Source organism: Actinoplanes auranticolor (assembly GCF_018332655.1).
GTDB classification, from domain to species: Bacteria; Actinomycetota; Actinomycetes; order Mycobacteriales; family Micromonosporaceae; genus Actinoplanes; species Actinoplanes auranticolor.
The window spans coordinates 169,784-186,095 of sequence record NZ_BOQL01000014.1 but is presented as its reverse complement, the minus strand read 5'-3'; the positions used below and the strand labels follow the sequence as shown (position 1 = coordinate 186,095).

Here is a 16,312-nt window from a genome sequence, read left to right as displayed (position 1 = left end):
CGAAGAGAGCTAGACCGCGAAGGCCCGCCGGCAATGGGGGAGCAGCGCCCGCAGCACGATGCTCTCGCTGCGCCACACCAGGGCCAGCATCGCCGGCACGTCGATGTCCTCGATCGGCACCGACCGCACCCCCTCGTGCCCGGCGGTCATCGACGCGCTGAGGACCGCCACCCCCAGGCCGCGGGCGGCCAGGTCCAGGACCGCGTCCGGCGCGGTCGCCTGCAGCGCCACGGTCGGGCGGATCCCGGCGGCCGCGCAGGCCTGGTCGAGCACGCCGCGGACCCCGGTGCCCACCGGTAGGCAGATCAACGGGTACGCCGCCAGCCGGCGCAGCGGCACCGATTCCCGCTCGGCCAGGGCGTGGTCCGGCGGCACGGCGGCGACCAGGCCCTCGCTGACGATGGTCATCGACTCCAGGCCGTCCGGCATGCCGCCCGCCACCGCCGCCAGCGCGATGTCGACGTGGCCCGCGCGCACGTTCTCCAGCAGGACGTCCGAGTTGTCCTCGCTCAGCGCGATGGTGATCCGCGGGTGCCGGCGGTGGAACGAGGCCAGCGCGTCGAACAGCGGGGTCACCGTGCAGCCGGTCACCATGCCGATCCGCAGCCGGCCGCGGACCAGGCCGTTCACCTCGTCGCAGGCGGTACGGATGGCCTGGGCCGCCGCCAGCGCCGTGCGGGCGTGCGGGAGCGCTGCGGCCCCGGCCGGGGTGAGGCGGACCATGCGGGCGGAGCGGTCGAACAGGTCGGCGCCCAGCTCGCGTTCGAACTGGCGGATCTGGGCGCTGACGCCGGACTGGGTGATGTGCACGCGGTCGGCCGCGCGGGTGAAGTTGGCCTCCTCGGCCACCGCCACGAAGTACTCGAGCTGCCGCAGATCCATGAGCGCTGATACTAGCTACGACAAGAACCATCTGTTGGACTTGTCACTCCGGCGTGTCAAGACTAGTCGCATGACCGACGCCTAGAGCTTCGCGAGGATCGCCTGGCCCGCGGCCTCGGCGGAGGCGGGGTTCTGCGCGGTGATCAGGTTGCCGTCGACGACCACGTGCGACGCCCAGGCCGGGGCGGACTCGAAGACGGCGCCACCGGCTCGCAGCCGGGTCTCCAGCAGCCACGGCGCGTTGTCTGCCAGTCCGGCCTGCTTCTCCTCCTCGTCCGTGAACGCGGTCAGCTTGCGGCCCTTGAACAGCCAGTTGCCCTCCGCGTCACCGGCGGCGAGGAAAGCGGCCGGGCCGTGGCAGAGCGAGGCGACGACCTTGCTCTGGTCCGGCAGCATCGCGGCCAGGATGCGGGCCACGTCCGGGTCGACCGCCAGGTCCTGCATCGGGCCGTGCCCGCCGGGGATGAAGACCGCGTCGTAGCCGGCCGGGTCGACGTCCTCGAGCCGGGCCGGCGACTCCAGCAGCTCCTTGACGGTGTCCAGGTACGCCCGCAGCTCGGGACCGGACTCGTCACCCAGGCTCGCCTCGTCGGCGACCGGGACGCGGGCGCCCGGCGTCGCGATGGTGACCTCGTGACCGGCCTCGATCAGCAGGCGGTACGGCGTCACGAACTCCTCCGCCCAGTACCCGGTCGGGTGCTGGGTGCCGTCCTTGAGACTCCACACCCGGGCACCGGAGAGCGCCAGCAGGACAGATGACATCACAACCTCCACGAGTCGGCTTCTGCAGCCACCGTACGCCGGACGGTCCTCACCATCCACGCTGAACGGCAGCGATAGTTAGTACCGTCTCTTTTTTGCCGGTAACGATGCCCGGTAGGCTGGGGCAATGCCGGAGGATGTCTGCACCCCAGCGGTGTGCACCACCAGCGACCTCATCGTGGGTTTCGCCAACAGCGGCGCCGAGCTGACCGCCTGGCTGACCCGCTATGCCGGCGAGCCCACGGTCGACGAGGTCGACGTCGTCGCCGCGCGTGATCTGCGGGCCGCCCTGCTGACGCTGCTGCGGGCCCACTCGGACTGCGCGGGGGAGGACGAGGTGGCCTCCGCCCAGGGCTATCTGGAGCGCATCGCCGCCCGTTACCCGCTGGTCCCGCGGATCAGTGCCGAGGGCTGCACGCTGGTGCCGGCGCAGACCGGGGTGCTGGGCGTCTTCGGCGCGGTGCTGGCCGCGGTCACCAACCTCGCGTATCAGGGCGGCTGGCCCCGGGTGAAAGTCTGCAAGAACATCGGGTGCCACGAGGCTTTCTTCGACAAGACGCGAAATTGCTCGGGGCTCTACTGCAGCCCGGCGTGCAGCTCGCAGGTCTCCATGCGGGCCTACCGGAGCCGGCAGCGCAGCGCGTGAAGAAGCGCCTTGTGAAGCCGCCAGGTCGCCGGGGGGTCGCGCGTCGCTGAGTCGTACGCCTCGTCCGCGAGCAGCTGACCACCCGGTTCGCCGCTGTACTGACCGCAGAACCTGCGGGTTTCGGGCGACCGGTGAGCCCGCCTGGCGACTCGGGCGTCAGCGTACACGGCTGGTGCGAACCGCCCGGCCGGGGAAAATCCCGGGCGGCAGCGGAAATACGGATTCGTGCTACCGTGAGAGTGTTCCCGTTTCGAATCCGTTGACGTTCTCCGCGCCCGATGGGTATACGCACCCGTCTGGCGCTTTTTTCGTTTTCGACGTCGCGACACCTCTCCAGACGGGCCAGGAAATGATCATCCAGAAGAGCACCATCATCGCCAAACTTCGCGAGCGTGGGCTGACCGCCCGGGCCGACTGGGTCGACCGGGAGCTTCCCGACGAGGTCGACCCGTTCCTGCACAGCGGACTGCTGTCCACCCTGCACCTCGATCTCAAAGAGCTCGAGAGCCCGCCCGCCCCCACCCCATAAGAGCATCGGACCGGTTCAATGAACTCCACGGACAACAACGACGCCGACCTGTTCCTCGCCCCGGCCGGAAGCGCCGCGCCCGAGGAAAAGTCGGAGGTGGCCGACAACAGCGCCGAGGCGATGACGCGGCTGCGTGATCCGTTCGCTGTCGAGGGCGCCGAGCCCACCAAGCCCGGCGAGCGCCAGGCCACCGCCGAGGCGCACTAGCCGGAGGATCGGCGAGCCGGCGGAGGGCACGGACTGCCGGTACGGGCGAACGGTGGCAGACTGCCCCGGTGCAACGCCGGTGCCCGGGGTTGTCCGTTGGGCGCTTCGGACTGTTCCGCTCACCGTCTGCCGCTGGTCCGCTGGATTGACGTTGCCACCTTCCCCCGCTCGGGACGACTCCGCTCCGGAGGGCTCCGCCGGCGGCTGCCTCGCTGTCCTGGACGACGTCCCGGCCACGGGTTCGGCCTGTGGGGTGGGGCGCCGGTTCGTGGCCGAGACGTTGCGCGGCTGCGGTGTGCCGGAGGAAACGGTCGAGACTGCGATGTTGATCACCAGCGAGCTGGTGGCGAACGCGGTCAACCATGCCCCGCCGCCGGGCTACCTGCGGGTGCGGATCGACGCCGAACGGATCCGCATCGAGGTCAGCGACGCCGGTCCGGCCGAGCCCCGGATGGTGCGGCCCGGCGACGCCGTGGCCGGCGGCCGGGGTCTGCTGCTGGTCGACCGGCTTGCCACCCGCTGGGGTTGGGACATCCGTCTCCCGGGAAAGATCGTGTGGTGCGAGGTGAGCCTCCCGGCCGCCTCCACGCGAATGTAGGCTGCGATTCGTGGGTGATTCGGAAGCTCCGGATGACCGGCAGAGGGCCAGGGCTGCGAGCTTGGACGAGTGGGAGCGCCGTCTCGACGCGCGCGAGAGGGCGGCGGACGAGCGTGACCGGCGCGCCGACCAGCGCGAACGGGACGCTGACCGGCGCGAGCTGGACGCGGACGCGCGGGAGGCCGAGGCTACCGAGCGGGAACGCAAGCTCGACGAGGAAGCCGAGCATCAGGACGAACGCACGGTGGACCCGATCGGGCGGTTCCGCGACGCCATCGAGCGCACCTCGGCCAAGACCGACCGCAGCAACGACTTCCTGCAACGCTCCCGCGCGGCGGTCCAGCGCGGCGTCGACCGCATCGACCGGGTACGCCTGGAGACCTCCCGGTCGGCGGAGGACCGCGCCGACAGCGAGCCCGAATCCGCCGGCGACTGACCCCCGCCGCTCAGCGCACCGCGGCGGTGGGCTTGTCGACCGGCTTGACCGGGCGGCTCGTGGCGAGCGGCTCACCCTGGTAGAGCCCGGGTTACGGGATGACGACCATCCTGCGGTCGGTGCGGTGCCAGGCCGTGGTGACGTCGCTCAGGCGTACCGTCTCGTGGTCGACCGTCAGCCGCCCGGCCGCCGCGTGCGCGGCGAGCAGGGTGAGGGCCGCCGACCGTTGCGCCGCGGTCAGCTCGTTGTTGGTGTAGCCGAGGATCCGCAGCGACCCCGCGCGCAGCGTCGCCGAGTCCAGCGGTGCCGTCTCGCCCGCCGCGCTGCCCAGATTGACCAGCCGGCCGCCCGGCCGCAGCGTCCGCAGGGCGGCCGCGGCCGGGACGCCGAACAGCGGGTCCAGGACCAGATCCACCGGGCCGTCGGTGGCGGCCTTCAGGCGGGCCGCGAGCCGGGCGACATCGTCGCCGTCCTTCAGCGGTACGACCTCAGCCGCCCCCGCCAGAGCAGCCCGCTGCCGTGCGGCCTGCGACCGGGCGGCCGCGGTCACCCGGCCCGCGCCGGCCAGCCGGGCGAGCTGCACGCCGGCCTGCCCGACCACGCCTCCCGCGCCCAGCACCAGCACGTGCTCACCGGGCTGCAGCTCCCCGCGCCACGTCAGGGCGAGCTGCGCGGCCACCGCCGACAGGCCCAGCGCCGCGATCAGCCGGTGGTCGACGTCGTCCGGCAGTTCCACCGTGTCCGCGGCGCGCACGGTTGCGTACTCGGCGAGGCTGCCGTCGCCGGGGCGCATGCCCGCGCTGGTGGGGAACCAGACCGCGGTGCCGTCGTCACGGAGGCCGACCCCCTGCACCCCCGGGACGTACGGCGTGGCCGGTACGCCGAAGTACGACGTCCCGGTCGCGCACAGCAGGTCGAGCGGGGTGATGGACGCCGCGGTGACCCGTACGAGAATCTCGTCCGCGGCCGGCACCGGCACGGCCCGATCGCCGACGACCGGCGGCGCGCCGCAGGCGTGCAGCAGGGCGGCCCGCATCACGTGGCGATGTCCGGGTACGGCATCTCGAAGTGCGCCAGCCGGGCCCCGAACGCCTTCTGGTATTCCAGCGGCCCGTGGTCGCGCTCGAACATCGCGATGAACAGGGTCAGCGTCAGGAACGGGTGCGCGCCCAGCGAGAAGAGCGCGACGTGGTCGTGCGCGGCCAGCGCCTCGCGTTCCTCGTCGGTGAAGCGCAGCCAGGTGCTGGCCTCACCGGCGTGGCAGTTCAGCACGCTGTTGGCGCACTCGGCCTCCCACCAGGTCACCGTGCCGCGGGGGTCCTCGCGGTACCGCTCGACCAGCTCGGGATCGCGGTCGACGGTGTAGAGGAACTTGTCGACCAGGTACTTGCTCATTGGTGCACCCCGTTCGGGTACCAGGTGAAGTACGCCTCCATGGTGTGGAACAGGTCGAGACTGTCCACATAGTCGGCCTTCTGGCCCGCGCCGGCCACGCCCATCATCAGCATGAAGTCCATGAAGCCGTGGGTGGCGTTGCCGGGGGAGTGCAGGCTGTCCAGGGTCACCTCGGCCAGGCAGCGTTCCAGGTCACCGGTGGCGATCCACTCGACGGCCTTGCGGTCGAAGTCCGGGTCCGGCCCGTGCGGCCCGAACTGGCGCGGCCCGCCCAGCTCCAGGGAGAGGTGGCCGGTGCCGATCACCGCGACGCGCAGGTGGCTGGGCCACGACTCGACGATGTCGCGGATGGTCTGGCCGAGCTGGACGAAGCGCTTGGGCTGCGGTAGCGGCGGCGCGAAGATGTTGGTGTAGATCGGCACGATCGGCAGGTCGGCCTCGGGCCGCAGGGTGATGATCGGGCAGGTGATGCTGTGGTCGATCCGCAGCTCGTTGCTGAACGCCAGGTCGAAGCCTTCGTCCAGGCCGGCGCGGAGGATGTGCGCGGAGAGGTCCTCCTGGCCCTTGAGCAGCATCCTCGGCAGGCCGAACTCCCGTTCCTCGTTGTAGAAGTTGGCGTCGTAGAACGGCGCCTTACCGACGAGGAACTGCGGCATGTTGTCCAGCCAGAGCTGGTGGAAGTGGTCCGAGCCGACCATCACCAGCACGTCCGGGCGGGCCCGGGTGAGCGTCTCGCGGAACGCGGTGATCTTGCGGACCCACTCGTCCGCGAACGGCCGGCGGTCCTCGCCGGTGGCCGTACTGGCCTTGTAGTAGAAGGGGTGATGGGTGGAGGCGATCACCGCGACGACGGTGGCCATGCCGGCTCCTTAATCCTCGTAGACGGCGTTGCGGTCGACGGTCAGGTAGACGTCCATGCCGATCGGGTTGCGGCGTTCCTCGGCCAGGTGGCCGAGCAGGCCGGCCGCACGGGCCAGCAGCGCGAAGCCGCGCAGCAGATCAACGGGCAGGCCGAGGTCGGCCAGGGCCGCGCCGCACACGCCGGCCCCGTTCAGCGGCAGGGTCCGGTTGAGCACCTGCGGGTGCACCCGGCCGATGGCCTCGAACAGGCGCAGGTGCGGGCCGCGCAGACCTTCCTCCTCCGCGATGCGGATCAGGACGGGGGTACGCGGGTCCTGCTTCTTGTGCACCGGATGCCCGAGCCCCGGCACGAAATTCTTCGCGGCGCGCGCTTCGGTGACAGCGGCCAGCGCGAGGGCGTCGAAGCCCGCGTCGTCCTCCGGTACGCCGTCCGCCAGCACACCGGCCAGGAACCGTCCACAGTCCTCGGTCACGCCCAGGAAGCGCGAGCCACCACCGAGCAGGCCCGCGGCCAGCGCACCTTGCAACGACTCCGGCGCGCTCAGGTAGGTCAGCCGGGCGGCGATCGCGGTCGGCGTGAAACCGTGGTCCGCCAGCGCGACCAGCACAGTCTCGAAGACCCGGACCTCGCCCGGGGTGGGCCGCCGTCCGGCCACGAGCCAGTACGCCAGCTCGCCGAAGCCCACCTTGCCCATCAGATCGGCGGCGAGGTCCTGGCCGAGCAGCCGGATCTGCGTCTCGTCCGAGGTCCCGATCGCGGTCGGGAACCTCAGTCCTTCGTCAGCCACGCGCGAATCTCCTCACCGTGTTCGTCGAGCCCGGGCGGGGGCAGCTCGTAGCTCGCCGGGGTGCCGGAGAACGTGATCGGGTTGCGGACCCCGGGCACCCCGCCGGTCTCGACCACCGGGTCCAGCCCCAGCTCCGCGGCGAGCGCCACGCCGCCGTCGATCGTGTTGATCGGCGCGCAGGGCACTCCGGCCGCCAGCAGGTCGCGGAACCACTCGTCCTTGGTGCGCTTGCTGAGCCGTTCGACCAGCAGCGGGCGCAACGCCTCGCGGTTGGCCGTGCGGTCCTGGTTGCGCCCGAAGCGGGGATCGTCGGGCAGCTCGTCGAGGCCGAGCACCTGGCACAGCTTGCGGAACTGGCCGTCGTTGCCGGCGATGACGATGAGCTCGCCGTCGGCGGTGGGCAGCGGCTCGTACGGGAACAGGCTGGGGTGCGCGTTGCCCATCCGGAACGGGACCGTGCCCCCGGCGACGTACGCGCTGGAGTGGTTGACCAGCCCGGACAGCGCCGAGGAGAGCAGGTTGACCTCGACGTGCTGGCCGCTGCCGGTGGCCCCGCGGTGGTGCAGCGCGGCCAGGATGCCGATGCTCGCGTGCAGCCCGGCCATCACGTCGAAGACCGAGATGCCGGCCCGGTACGGCGACCCGTCCGGATCACCCGTGAGGCTCATCAGCCCGGAGATCGCCTGCACCATCAGGTCGTAGCCGGGGTAGTCGGCCCCGGCGCCCGTGCCGAAGCCGCTGATCGACGCGTAGATGATCTTCTCGTTGCCGGCCGCGACGGTGTCGTAGTCCAGCCCGAAACGCTTGAGCCCGCCCGGCCGGAAGTTCTCGATCATCACGTCCGCCCGGCTGGCGAGGCGCTGCGCCACGTCGAGGTCCTCGGGCTTCTTCAGGTCCAGCGCGATCGAGCGCTTGTTGCGGTTGATGCCCAGGTAGTACGTCGAGACGTCGTCGCGCACCGGGGGCATCCAGGTGCGGGTGTCGTCGCCGGCCGGGCCCTCCACCTTGATCACCTGGGCGCCGAGGTCGGCGAGCAGCATCGTCGCGTACGGGCCGGCGAGGATCCGGGAGAAGTCCGCGACGAGCAGTCCGCTGAGGGGTCCCATGTGCCGCCTTTCCAAGGTCTGACCGTCAGGCGGACAGACGTCCGCGCAGAAGCCAGTCTCAACTCACGAGCGCTGGACTGTCAACTGTGACCGGCGCGAAACATGTCCTTGACACTGCTGGTGAGCCACAACACACTGGCGCCGAGGCAGTGACCGTCAGACGGACGCATGTCCGGAGGGAGTTGACCGGGAATGACCGACAGTGTTCTGTTCCGCAACGGCACCGTGCTGACGATGGATGATCAGCACACCGTGCTGCCGAACGCCGACGTGCTGGTGATCGACCAGCGCATCGCCGAGGTCGGCGTCGGGCTCACCGCCCCCGAGGGGGCCACCGTGATCGACGCGACCGGCGGCATCCTGATGCCCGGCATGATCGACACCCACCGGCACATGTGGCAGACGGCGATGCGCGGCTACGGCGCCGACTGGACCCTGACCCAGTACTTCGTCTGGTACTACCTGGAGTCGGGCAAGCTGTTCCGCCCCGAGGACATCCACGCGGGCAACCTGCTCGCCGCCATCGAGGCGATCGACGCCGGCGTCACCACCACGGTCGACTGGTCGCACGGCCTGCAGACCCCGCAGCACGCCGACGCCGCGGTCGACGCGCTGCAGGCGGTGCCCGGCCGGTTCGTGCTCGCCTACGGCAACATCCAGCAGGGCCCGTGGCAGTGGTCGGCCAGCCCCGAGTTCCGCGACTTCGTCAGCCGGCGGATCACCCCGGGCGACGACATGCTGGGTTTCCAGATGGCCTTCGACGTCACCGGCGACCCCGCCTTCCCGGAGAAGGCCGCCTTCGAGGTGGCCCGCGAGCTGGGCGTACCGGTCACCACGCACGCAGGGGTGTGGGGTGCGACCAACGACGACGGCATCCGGCTCATGCACGAGCACGGCTTCATGACCCCGCAGACCATCTACGTGCACTCGGCGACGCTGAACCACGACTCGTACCACCGGATCGCCGCCACCGGCGGCTCGGTCTCCGTGGCGACCGAGAGCGAGCAGAGCGCCGGCCAGGGCTACCCGCCCACCTGGACCTTGCGCGACCACGGCATCCCGGTCTCGCTGTCGATGGACACCAGCGTGTGGTGGAGCGGCGACCTGTTCTCGGCGATGCGCACCACGCTGGGCGCCGACCGCTCCCGCGAGCACATGGAAGCGCACAGCCGGGCCGAGACCGTGACGCACCTGCACCTGCGGGCCGAGCAGGTGGTCGACTGGGCCACCCGCGGCGGCAGCAAGGCGCTGGGAATGGACTCGGTGGTGGGCAGCCTGGAGGCGGGCAAGAAGGCCGACGTGGTGCTGCTCAAGAACGACGACTCGCCGGTGATGTTCCCGATCCTGCACCCGTACGGCCACGTGGCCTTCCAGGCGCAGCGCGGCGACGTCGACACCGTGCTGGTCAACGGCAGGATCGTCAAGCGTGACCACAAGCTGGTCGGCGTGGACCTGGCGGCCGCCCGTGAGCAGGTCGGCCGGACCATCGAGTACCTGCGGTCGACGATGGGTGAGGACGCCTGGGCGCAGGGGATGAACCCCGACGTGCCCGAGACGAAGGTGAAGGACAACCCGTACACGTACACCGAGTGGGACGCCGGCTCGGCGCAGTGGAAGCATTAGCTGTCCGACGATCACGAGATGGGGGGCTCGATGGCACGGGAGACCGGTCCTGACTTCATCGAGGCCCTCGCCCGCGGGCTGGACGTGGTCCGCAGCTTCCGGCCGGGCCGCCGGGTGTCGACGCTGAGCGAGATCGCCGCCGACACCGGGCTGGCCCGGCCGACCGTGCGCCGGATCCTGCTGACGCTCACCGAGCTGGGCTACGTACGGGCCGTCGAGCGCGGTTACACACTGACCCCGCGGGTGCTCGAGCTGGGCATGGCCTACGTGAACTCGCTGGACATGTGGGACGTGGCCCGGCCGCACATGGAACGCCTGGTCGCGCTGACCGGCGAGTCCACCTCGATGGCCCAGCTCGACGGCTCCGACATCGTGTACGTGGCCCGGGTCGCGGTGCCCAAGATCGTCACGCTGGCCGTGTCGATCGGCACCCGGTTCCCGGCCGCCGCCACCTCGATGGGCAAGGTGCTGCTGGCCGCCCTGGATCCCGCGCAGCTGGAGAAGGTGCTCGCGGAACCGGGCCGGTCCGGCATCAACGCCCGCTGGCAGCCGGAGCGCCCGGCGCTGGAGGCCGCGCTGCGCGAGGTCCGCGCCAAGGGCTGGGCGCTGGCCGACCAGGATCTCGCCCTGGGCATCCGGTCGATCGCCGCCGGCGTGCGCAACGGCGACGGCACGGTGGTCGCCGCGCTCAACGTCACGGTGCACGCGGCGGAGACGTCTGTCGATAAATTGACAGGGGAGTATCTGCCGTTGCTGCTGCATGCGGCCGCGGACATAAGCCACGACTGGTCATTGCTGGACACCGCGCCGATGGTGGTCCGGGGCTGAGCACCGCGACCCGGCTTTCCTGACGCTCCCCTACTGGCAGGAACCGGTCGCTTACGGGCAGGATCGGCGCATGACGACCGCCGGCCGCCTGCCTTACCCGATCGCCCTCACCGGAGACGGCATGTCGCTGCGCGAATGGCGGGACGAGGATCTCGACGATCTGGTCCGGCTGCTCGACGAGCCCGAGATCGCGCGCTGGACGCCCATGCCGTCCCCGTTCGACCTCGAAGCCGGCGTCGCGTACCTGAAACGGGCCCGGCAGAGCCGCGCCAACGGCCAGCGCATCCAGCTGGCGATCACCGTCGACGGGGCCCGGCCGGTCGGCGAGGTGCTGCTGTTCGGCGTGGACGCCGGCGTACGGGAGGCCGAGCTGGGCTACCTGGTCGGCTCCGCGTACCGGCGCCGCGGCCTGGCGTCGGCCGCGCTCTCTCTGCTCTCCGGGTACGCCCGCAGCACCCTGGGCCTGAGCCGCCTGGTGTTGCGCATCGACCCGGCCAACACGGCGAGCTGTGCCGTGGCCCGGCGCTGCGGTTACCGGCTCACCGGCGAGCCACCCATCCTCCAGGAGGGCCCGTACGGCCCGAGCAGCCTCGACACCTGGGAGCTGGTCTCGGCCGGCGGCGGCACGCGCCTGGAACGACTGAGAAATGTCGCAGCCCGGCGCTACGGTCGACGCGGGTGAAAGGTGGTTCCCATGGACGTGGACCGCAGGCAGGTCATGGCATACCGGGTGGCTGCCCTGGGGCTGGCCGAGCGCGGCCGGAAGCGCCCGGGTGAGCTGCCCGTGCTGGATCTGGGCGTGCAGGAGTACACCCCCGGTTCGGTGCAGGTGGCGCTGGCGGCGCGCACCCAGGCCGAGCTCTCCGACGACCGTCTCCTGATGGTGTGGGCAGCCCGCGGGGCGCCGCATCTGCATCGCCGCAAGGACCTGAAGTCGCTGGTCAAGGCGCTCTGGCCGGTCAGCGACGCGGACGCGGCGGCCCGGATCAAGAGCGGGCAGATCCCGCAGGCCGGCCAGCTCGGCATCCGGGCTTTCACGCTGACCGCACAGGCGTTCCGCGAGGTGGTGCACTCCTCGATGCCGCGCGGCGCGGTCAGCACCCAGGTCAGCGCCCGGGTCCCGGCGGTGCTGACCTACGACTGCCGCAGCTGCGCGGCCCGGCACATCGCCGGCAACGTCTGGCAGCACTCCGGGCTGGCCGGCGGAGTCCAGGTCGAGTCCCGGGGCAAGGACGCGACGCTCGGCCCGATCCGCGACGCCCCGCCGCTGCCGGCGGAGAACGCCGGCATCGCGGCGCTGATCACGACCTACCTGCGCCTGCTGGGGCCGGCGACGCCGATGGAGCTGGGCAAATACCTCGGCAGCTCGACGGCGGAGATGAAGAAGGTCTGGCCCGGCGACCTCACCGAGGTGCGCATCGACGGTCGGCAGGCCTGGCTGCCGAGCGGATCGGTGGCGGAGCTGTCGGCAGCCGAGCCGGCGCCGGGAGTGCGGTTGCTGCCGGCGATGGACCCGCTGCTGCAGGCCCGCGACCGTGACGTGCTGGTGCCCGATCGCGCCCGGCAGAAGGAGATCTGGAAGCTGCTGGGCAACCCGGGCGTGTTGCTGGTGGACGGTGAGATCGCCGGGGTGTGGCGGGCCAAGATGGCCGGTAAGAAGCGCGTTGATCTCACGGTGACGCCGTTCGGCACGCTCTCCGCGAAGGAGCGCAAGGCGGTGCAGGAGGAGGCGGCCGTGGTGGCCCGCGCCCGGGAAGCGTCCGAGGCCGCCGTCAGTTTCAGCTGAGCCTGCGGTCCTGCGGGTGGGCGACTACCAGATCCGCGGGGGCAGGTCCGGGTGGATCGCGTCGCGGCCCGGACGGCAGCGGTAGCCCAGGGCCGCCACGATCACCGTCCCCCACACCGCGGCCACGGCCGCCGCGCCCCACCAGCCGAAGACGCCCAGGGTGAGGGCCGCGGCCCAGATCACCACCCCGGTCAGCACGAGCGAGAGCGGCATGCGTCGGCGGGCGAGCAGGTCGCCGCGCATCCGGGCGCAGAAGTCCGGGTCGTCCCGGCGGAGCTGGCGTTCCAGCTGCGCCAGCCTGCGGCTGTCTTCCTTGCTGAGCATGTCGCCACCTCCGGCGGGGCCCGGACTGAAAGGCACATCGACCGGGCCCGTGGGGCGGTCCCGATCCATGCCATTGTTACCCGCTGGTCACCGAATTCCTACAGTCGGGGCACTTGCGTTCACCTCGGCTGCCCGTGCGGCCGCCACGGGCTGTGTGGCGCGGAAGACCCAGATCCGCATGAGCAGGAAACGCACCCCGGTGGCGACCAGGTTGGCGGCGATCAGCACGCCCAGCTCCACGCTGGTCGGTGGATCGCTCAGGGTGTGCAGCAGCGCCAGCGAGCCGCTGGTCAGGCCCAGCCCGACGGCGAAGACGACCAGCCCTTGAGCCTGATGGCGCCAGGCGCCGTCGTGGCCGCGTACCCGGAAGGTGAGCCGCCGGTTGGCCGCCGTGTTCGCCACCGCGGTCACCAGCAGGGCGACCAGGTTGGCCGCCTGCGGGCCGGCGCCGGTGCGCAGCAGCGCGTAGAGCAGCAGGTAGGCCAGCGTGCTGGCCACCCCCACCGCGGCGAAGCGCAGGAGCTGGCCGGTGAGCCCGGCCGGCACCCCGGCGACCGGCAGCGGATTGCGGCCCAGCTGCTCGTGCAGGGCACCCAGCGGCAGCCGGCCGGTGCCCAGGGCCCGGGTCAGCCGGGCGATGCCGCGCAGGTCCGCCAGCGCGGTGGCCACGATGTCCACCCGGCTGTCCGGGTCGTCCACCCAGTCCACCGGCACCTCGTGAATGCGCAGCCCGGCCCGCTCGGCCAGCACCAGCAGCTCCGTGTCGAAGAACCAGCCGGTGTCCTCCACCATCGGCAGCAGCCGGCCGGCCACGTCCGCGCGGATCGCCTTGAAGCCGCACTGGGCGTCGGAGAAGCGGGCCGCCAGGGTGCCGCGCAGGATCAGGTTGTAGGAGCGGGAGATGAACTCGCGCTTGGCCCCGCGTACCACCCGGGAGCCGCGGGCCAGCCGGGTGCCGATGGCCAGGTCGGAGTGGCCGGAGATCAGCGGGGCGACCAGCGGGAGCAGCGCGCCGAGGTCGGTCGACAGGTCCACGTCCATGTAGGCCAGTACCGCCGCGTCGGAGTGGGTCCACACGAACTTGAGCGCCCGCCCCCGGCCTTTCTCGGTCAGGTGCACGGCCGTCACGCCGGGCAGCACCTCGGCGAGGCGGGCGGCCACCTCGGCGGTGGAGTCGGTGCTGGCGTTGTCGGCGATGGTGATCCGGAACCGGTACGGGAACTCGGCCCGCAGGTACTCGTGCAGCCGGCGTACGCACGGCTCGAGGTCGATCTCCTCGTTGTGGACCGGGATGACCACGTCGAGCGAGGGCAGCATGGGAAGGCTCATGCCACCAAGGTCGGGGTCGCGGCTTTGCCCGGATTGTGGCGACCCTGTGGCGGCCCTGTGAGTGTTGTTCCCTCGCGGTGACACGCCGACCGGGCGGCCCCCGGCGTGGAGGGCCGCCCGTGTTCCGGTTGTCATCTACCGGGTGGTGAGGTCATAGAGGGTCACGCCGTCGACGGTCCGGCTGGTGAAGGTGGCGGCGACCCACTCGGAGATCTGCGAGCTGGCGTCGCTGCCGCCCGAGCCGGTGCCACCGCGCCCGCCGCCGAAGCCGCCGCGCCCGCCGCCGATGAAGTAGTGGATCTTTCCGTCGGCCACGTACCGCTGGAACTGCGCGAGGGTGGGGGACGGGTCGCTGCCGTTGAAGCCGCCGATCGCCATCACCGGGTCGCCGGTGGCCAGCTGGTAGCCGGAGGCGCTCTGCGAGCCGACCGCGGCGGCGACCCAGGTGTACCGGTCCGCGTCGGCGTCCAGCAGCGACTTCATCTCGTCGCTGACCGTGGCGGCGTTCAAGAGTCCACCCATGCCGCCATCGCCGCGCAGGCCGCCGCCGGCAGCTGTGCCGCCCGGCACCGTGCCGGTTGCGCCGCCCGGCGGAGTGCCGCCGCCCGGGAAGCCGCCGCCGGGGAAGCCGCCCGGGAGCGTGCCGCGCTGACCGCGGCCGCCGTCGCCACCGGGACCACCGCCGCGGCCGCCGAAGCCGCCACCCGGCGAGGCCGGACCGGCCGACGGGATCGAGCCCGTGTGCGGCGTCGCGGCCGTCTGCACCGCGTACGCGGCCGGTCCGGCCAGCACCGCGGTCAGGGCGAAACCCGCGATGACGAGGGCCATCCGGGCCGGCAGCCGCAGTCCGGCCAGCATGCCGACGGCTGCCACGATGCCGCCTGCCAGCACGACCCAGCGCAGCCACGGCACGAAGTCGGCGCTGCGGCCGAGCAGGTGGAAGGACCACCAGGCGCTCACCGCGATCGCCGCCGCCAGGGTCAGCGCCGCGAAGACGTCGGTGCGGCGCCGCCACAGCAGCACCGAACCCATGCCGACCACCGCGCCGACCGCCGGAGCCAGCGCCACCGTGTAGTACGCGTGGAAGATGCCCTGCATGAAGCTGAAGACGCCGGTGGTGATGACCAGCCACGAGCCCCACAGGATCAGCCCGGCCCGCGACCGGTCGGTCCGTGCCGCGCGCAGCGTCAGCACCAGCCCGGCGACCAGCACGATCAGGGCGGGCGGCAGCAGCCACGAGACCTGCCCGCCCTGCGAACTGTCGAACATGCGCAGCAGACCGGTCTCACCCCACCCGCCGCCGCCTCCGCCGCCGACGCTGCCGGTCTCCTCACCGTTGAGCCGGCCCAGGCCGTTGTAGCCCAGGGTCAGCTCCAGCAGGCTGTTGTTCTGCGAACCACCGATGTACGGCCGCATCGAGGCCGGCATCAGCTCGACGATCGCGATGTACCAACCGGCCGAGACGACCACCGCCAGCCCGGCCAGCAGCAGTTGCCCGATCCGCTTGCCCAGCTTCGGCGGGCCGGCGAACAGGTACGCCAGCGCGTACGCCGGCACCACCAGCAGCGCCTGCAGCATCTTGGTGAGGAAGCCGAAGCCGACGAACACCCCGGCCAGCACCAGCCACTTCGTCGAGCCGTTCTCGACGGCCCGGACGGTCGCGTAGGCACCGGCCACCATCAGCAGCACGAGGAGGGCGTCCGGGTTGTTGAACCGGAACATCAGCACGGCGACCGGGGTCAGCGCCGACACCGCGCCGGCGAGCAGGCCGGCGGCCGGGCCGTACCAGCGGCGGACCGTGGTGAAGAGCAGGCCGGCCGTCGCGACCCCCATCAGCGCCTGCGGCACCAGGATGCTCCACGAGCTGAGGCCGAAGACCCGGACCGACAGCGCCATGATCCACAGTGCACCCGGGGTCTTGTCGACGGTGATCGAGCTGGCCGCGTCGGACGAGCCGAAGAAGAAGGCCTTCCAGCTCTCCGAACCGGCCTGCACGGCCGCCGAGTAGAACGCGTTGCCCCAGCCGGAGGCGCCCAGCCCCCACCCGTACAGGATGCCGGTGAGCAGGAGCAACGCGAGCAGGGCGGGCCGCACCCAGGCCGGGTCCTCCGCACGGCCCCGCAGGAGGCCCGGCCGGCGGGACCGGGGACGGTCCGCGGGAGGCGACACCGTCGGCGGTACAGGCAACGTCGTGGTCATCGGGGATCCTTCA

General features: G+C 71.7%; 19 protein-coding genes. 9 read left to right on the top strand and 10 right to left on the bottom strand.

The features are described from left to right. Nucleotides 1–9 precede the first annotated feature (9 nt). Both Aau02nite_RS06790 and Aau02nite_RS06785 read right to left on the bottom strand, forming a co-directional pair. Nucleotides 10–882 (bottom strand): LysR family transcriptional regulator, encoded by an 873-nt coding sequence (locus Aau02nite_RS06790; RefSeq protein ID WP_212987435.1) that lies wholly within the window; start codon nucleotides 880–882, stop codon nucleotides 10–12. A gap of 81 nt (nucleotides 883–963) precedes the next feature. Further along, nucleotides 964–1,644: a type 1 glutamine amidotransferase domain-containing protein gene (locus Aau02nite_RS06785; protein WP_212987434.1), complete on the bottom strand. Its 681-nt coding sequence runs from the start codon at nucleotides 1,642–1,644 to the stop codon at nucleotides 964–966. A 127-nt stretch (nucleotides 1,645–1,771) separates the two neighbouring features. On the opposite strand from Aau02nite_RS06785, the gene Aau02nite_RS06780 reads away from it, so the two are divergent. From Aau02nite_RS06780 to Aau02nite_RS06760, 5 genes are all read left to right on the top strand, one after another. After that, nucleotides 1,772–2,290: a CGNR zinc finger domain-containing protein gene (locus tag Aau02nite_RS06780; protein WP_212987433.1), complete on the top strand. Its 519-nt coding sequence runs from the start codon at nucleotides 1,772–1,774 to the stop codon at nucleotides 2,288–2,290. A 349-nt stretch (nucleotides 2,291–2,639) separates the two neighbouring features. Then, complete coding sequence (locus Aau02nite_RS06775; RefSeq protein ID WP_212987432.1) at nucleotides 2,640–2,819, top strand: hypothetical protein; 180 nt, start codon at nucleotides 2,640–2,642, stop codon at nucleotides 2,817–2,819. Nucleotides 2,820–2,837: 18 nt separating this feature from the next. Further along, nucleotides 2,838–3,026, top strand: coding sequence for a hypothetical protein (locus Aau02nite_RS06770; protein WP_212987431.1), 189 nt, complete (start codon nucleotides 2,838–2,840; stop codon nucleotides 3,024–3,026). 151 nt (nucleotides 3,027–3,177) lie between these two features. Then, nucleotides 3,178–3,624, top strand: coding sequence for an ATP-binding protein (locus Aau02nite_RS06765; protein ID WP_212987430.1), 447 nt, complete (start codon nucleotides 3,178–3,180; stop codon nucleotides 3,622–3,624). 61 nt (nucleotides 3,625–3,685) lie between these two features. Next, entirely contained in the window at nucleotides 3,686–4,060 is a 375-nt protein-coding gene (locus Aau02nite_RS06760) for a hypothetical protein (RefSeq protein WP_212987429.1), read from the top strand. 91 nt (nucleotides 4,061–4,151) lie between these two features. Here the strand turns inward: Aau02nite_RS06760 and Aau02nite_RS06755 are convergent, their stop codons facing one another. From Aau02nite_RS06755 to Aau02nite_RS06735, 5 genes are read right to left on the bottom strand one after another with little or no spacing between them, the layout of a single operon-like run. Beyond that, on the bottom strand, nucleotides 4,152–5,096 hold the full coding sequence (locus Aau02nite_RS06755) for a zinc-binding dehydrogenase (RefSeq protein WP_246594950.1): 945 nt from the start codon (nucleotides 5,094–5,096) through the stop codon (nucleotides 4,152–4,154). After that, nucleotides 5,096–5,455, bottom strand: coding sequence for a hypothetical protein (locus Aau02nite_RS06750; protein WP_212987427.1), 360 nt, complete (start codon nucleotides 5,453–5,455; stop codon nucleotides 5,096–5,098). Before Aau02nite_RS06750 ends, Aau02nite_RS06755 begins: the two co-directional genes overlap by 1 nt. Further along, nucleotides 5,452–6,315 carry a DODA-type extradiol aromatic ring-opening family dioxygenase gene (locus Aau02nite_RS06745; RefSeq protein ID WP_212987426.1) on the bottom strand — a complete coding sequence of 288 codons (864 nt, stop codon included), beginning with the start codon at nucleotides 6,313–6,315 and terminating at the stop codon, nucleotides 5,452–5,454. The genes Aau02nite_RS06750 and Aau02nite_RS06745 overlap by 4 nt, the downstream gene beginning before the upstream one ends. A gap of 9 nt (nucleotides 6,316–6,324) precedes the next feature. Next, nucleotides 6,325–7,104, bottom strand: coding sequence for a citryl-CoA lyase (locus tag Aau02nite_RS06740; RefSeq protein ID WP_212987425.1), 780 nt, complete (start codon nucleotides 7,102–7,104; stop codon nucleotides 6,325–6,327). Next, entirely contained in the window at nucleotides 7,086–8,210 is a 1,125-nt protein-coding gene (locus Aau02nite_RS06735) for a CaiB/BaiF CoA transferase family protein (protein WP_212987424.1), read from the bottom strand. Before Aau02nite_RS06735 ends, Aau02nite_RS06740 begins: the two co-directional genes overlap by 19 nt. Nucleotides 8,211–8,402: 192 nt before the next feature. On the opposite strand from Aau02nite_RS06735, the gene Aau02nite_RS06730 reads away from it, so the two are divergent. The 4 genes from Aau02nite_RS06730 (at nucleotide 8,403) to Aau02nite_RS06715 (ending at nucleotide 12,447) form a co-directional block, all read left to right on the top strand. After that, nucleotides 8,403–9,833, top strand: a complete 1,431-nt coding sequence (locus Aau02nite_RS06730; RefSeq protein WP_212987423.1) for an amidohydrolase family protein — start codon at nucleotides 8,403–8,405, stop codon at nucleotides 9,831–9,833. Nucleotides 9,834–9,863: 30 nt separating this feature from the next. Continuing rightward, entirely contained in the window at nucleotides 9,864–10,661 is a 798-nt protein-coding gene (locus Aau02nite_RS06725; protein ID WP_212987422.1) for an IclR family transcriptional regulator domain-containing protein, read from the top strand. 70 nt (nucleotides 10,662–10,731) lie between these two features. Continuing rightward, entirely contained in the window at nucleotides 10,732–11,343 is a 612-nt protein-coding gene (locus Aau02nite_RS06720; protein WP_212987421.1) for a GNAT family N-acetyltransferase, read from the top strand. A gap of 12 nt (nucleotides 11,344–11,355) precedes the next feature. Beyond that, complete coding sequence (locus Aau02nite_RS06715) at nucleotides 11,356–12,447, top strand: DNA glycosylase AlkZ-like family protein (RefSeq protein ID WP_246594949.1); 1,092 nt, start codon at nucleotides 11,356–11,358, stop codon at nucleotides 12,445–12,447. Nucleotides 12,448–12,471: 24 nt separating this feature from the next. Here Aau02nite_RS06715 and Aau02nite_RS06710 read toward each other — a convergent pair whose 3' ends face one another. The 3 genes from Aau02nite_RS06710 to Aau02nite_RS06700 all read right to left on the bottom strand — a co-directional run bounded on the left by Aau02nite_RS06710 (nucleotide 12,472) and on the right by Aau02nite_RS06700 (nucleotide 16,299). Next, entirely contained in the window at nucleotides 12,472–12,771 is a 300-nt protein-coding gene (locus Aau02nite_RS06710; protein WP_212987420.1) for a DUF3040 domain-containing protein, read from the bottom strand. A gap of 87 nt (nucleotides 12,772–12,858) precedes the next feature. Then, nucleotides 12,859–14,100, bottom strand: coding sequence for a bifunctional glycosyltransferase family 2/GtrA family protein (locus Aau02nite_RS06705; RefSeq protein WP_212987419.1), 1,242 nt, complete (start codon nucleotides 14,098–14,100; stop codon nucleotides 12,859–12,861). 135 nt (nucleotides 14,101–14,235) lie between these two features. Further along, nucleotides 14,236–16,299, bottom strand: a complete 2,064-nt coding sequence (locus Aau02nite_RS06700) for an ArnT family glycosyltransferase (protein ID WP_212987418.1) — start codon at nucleotides 16,297–16,299, stop codon at nucleotides 14,236–14,238. Between the last annotated feature and the right edge of the window lie 13 nt (nucleotides 16,300–16,312).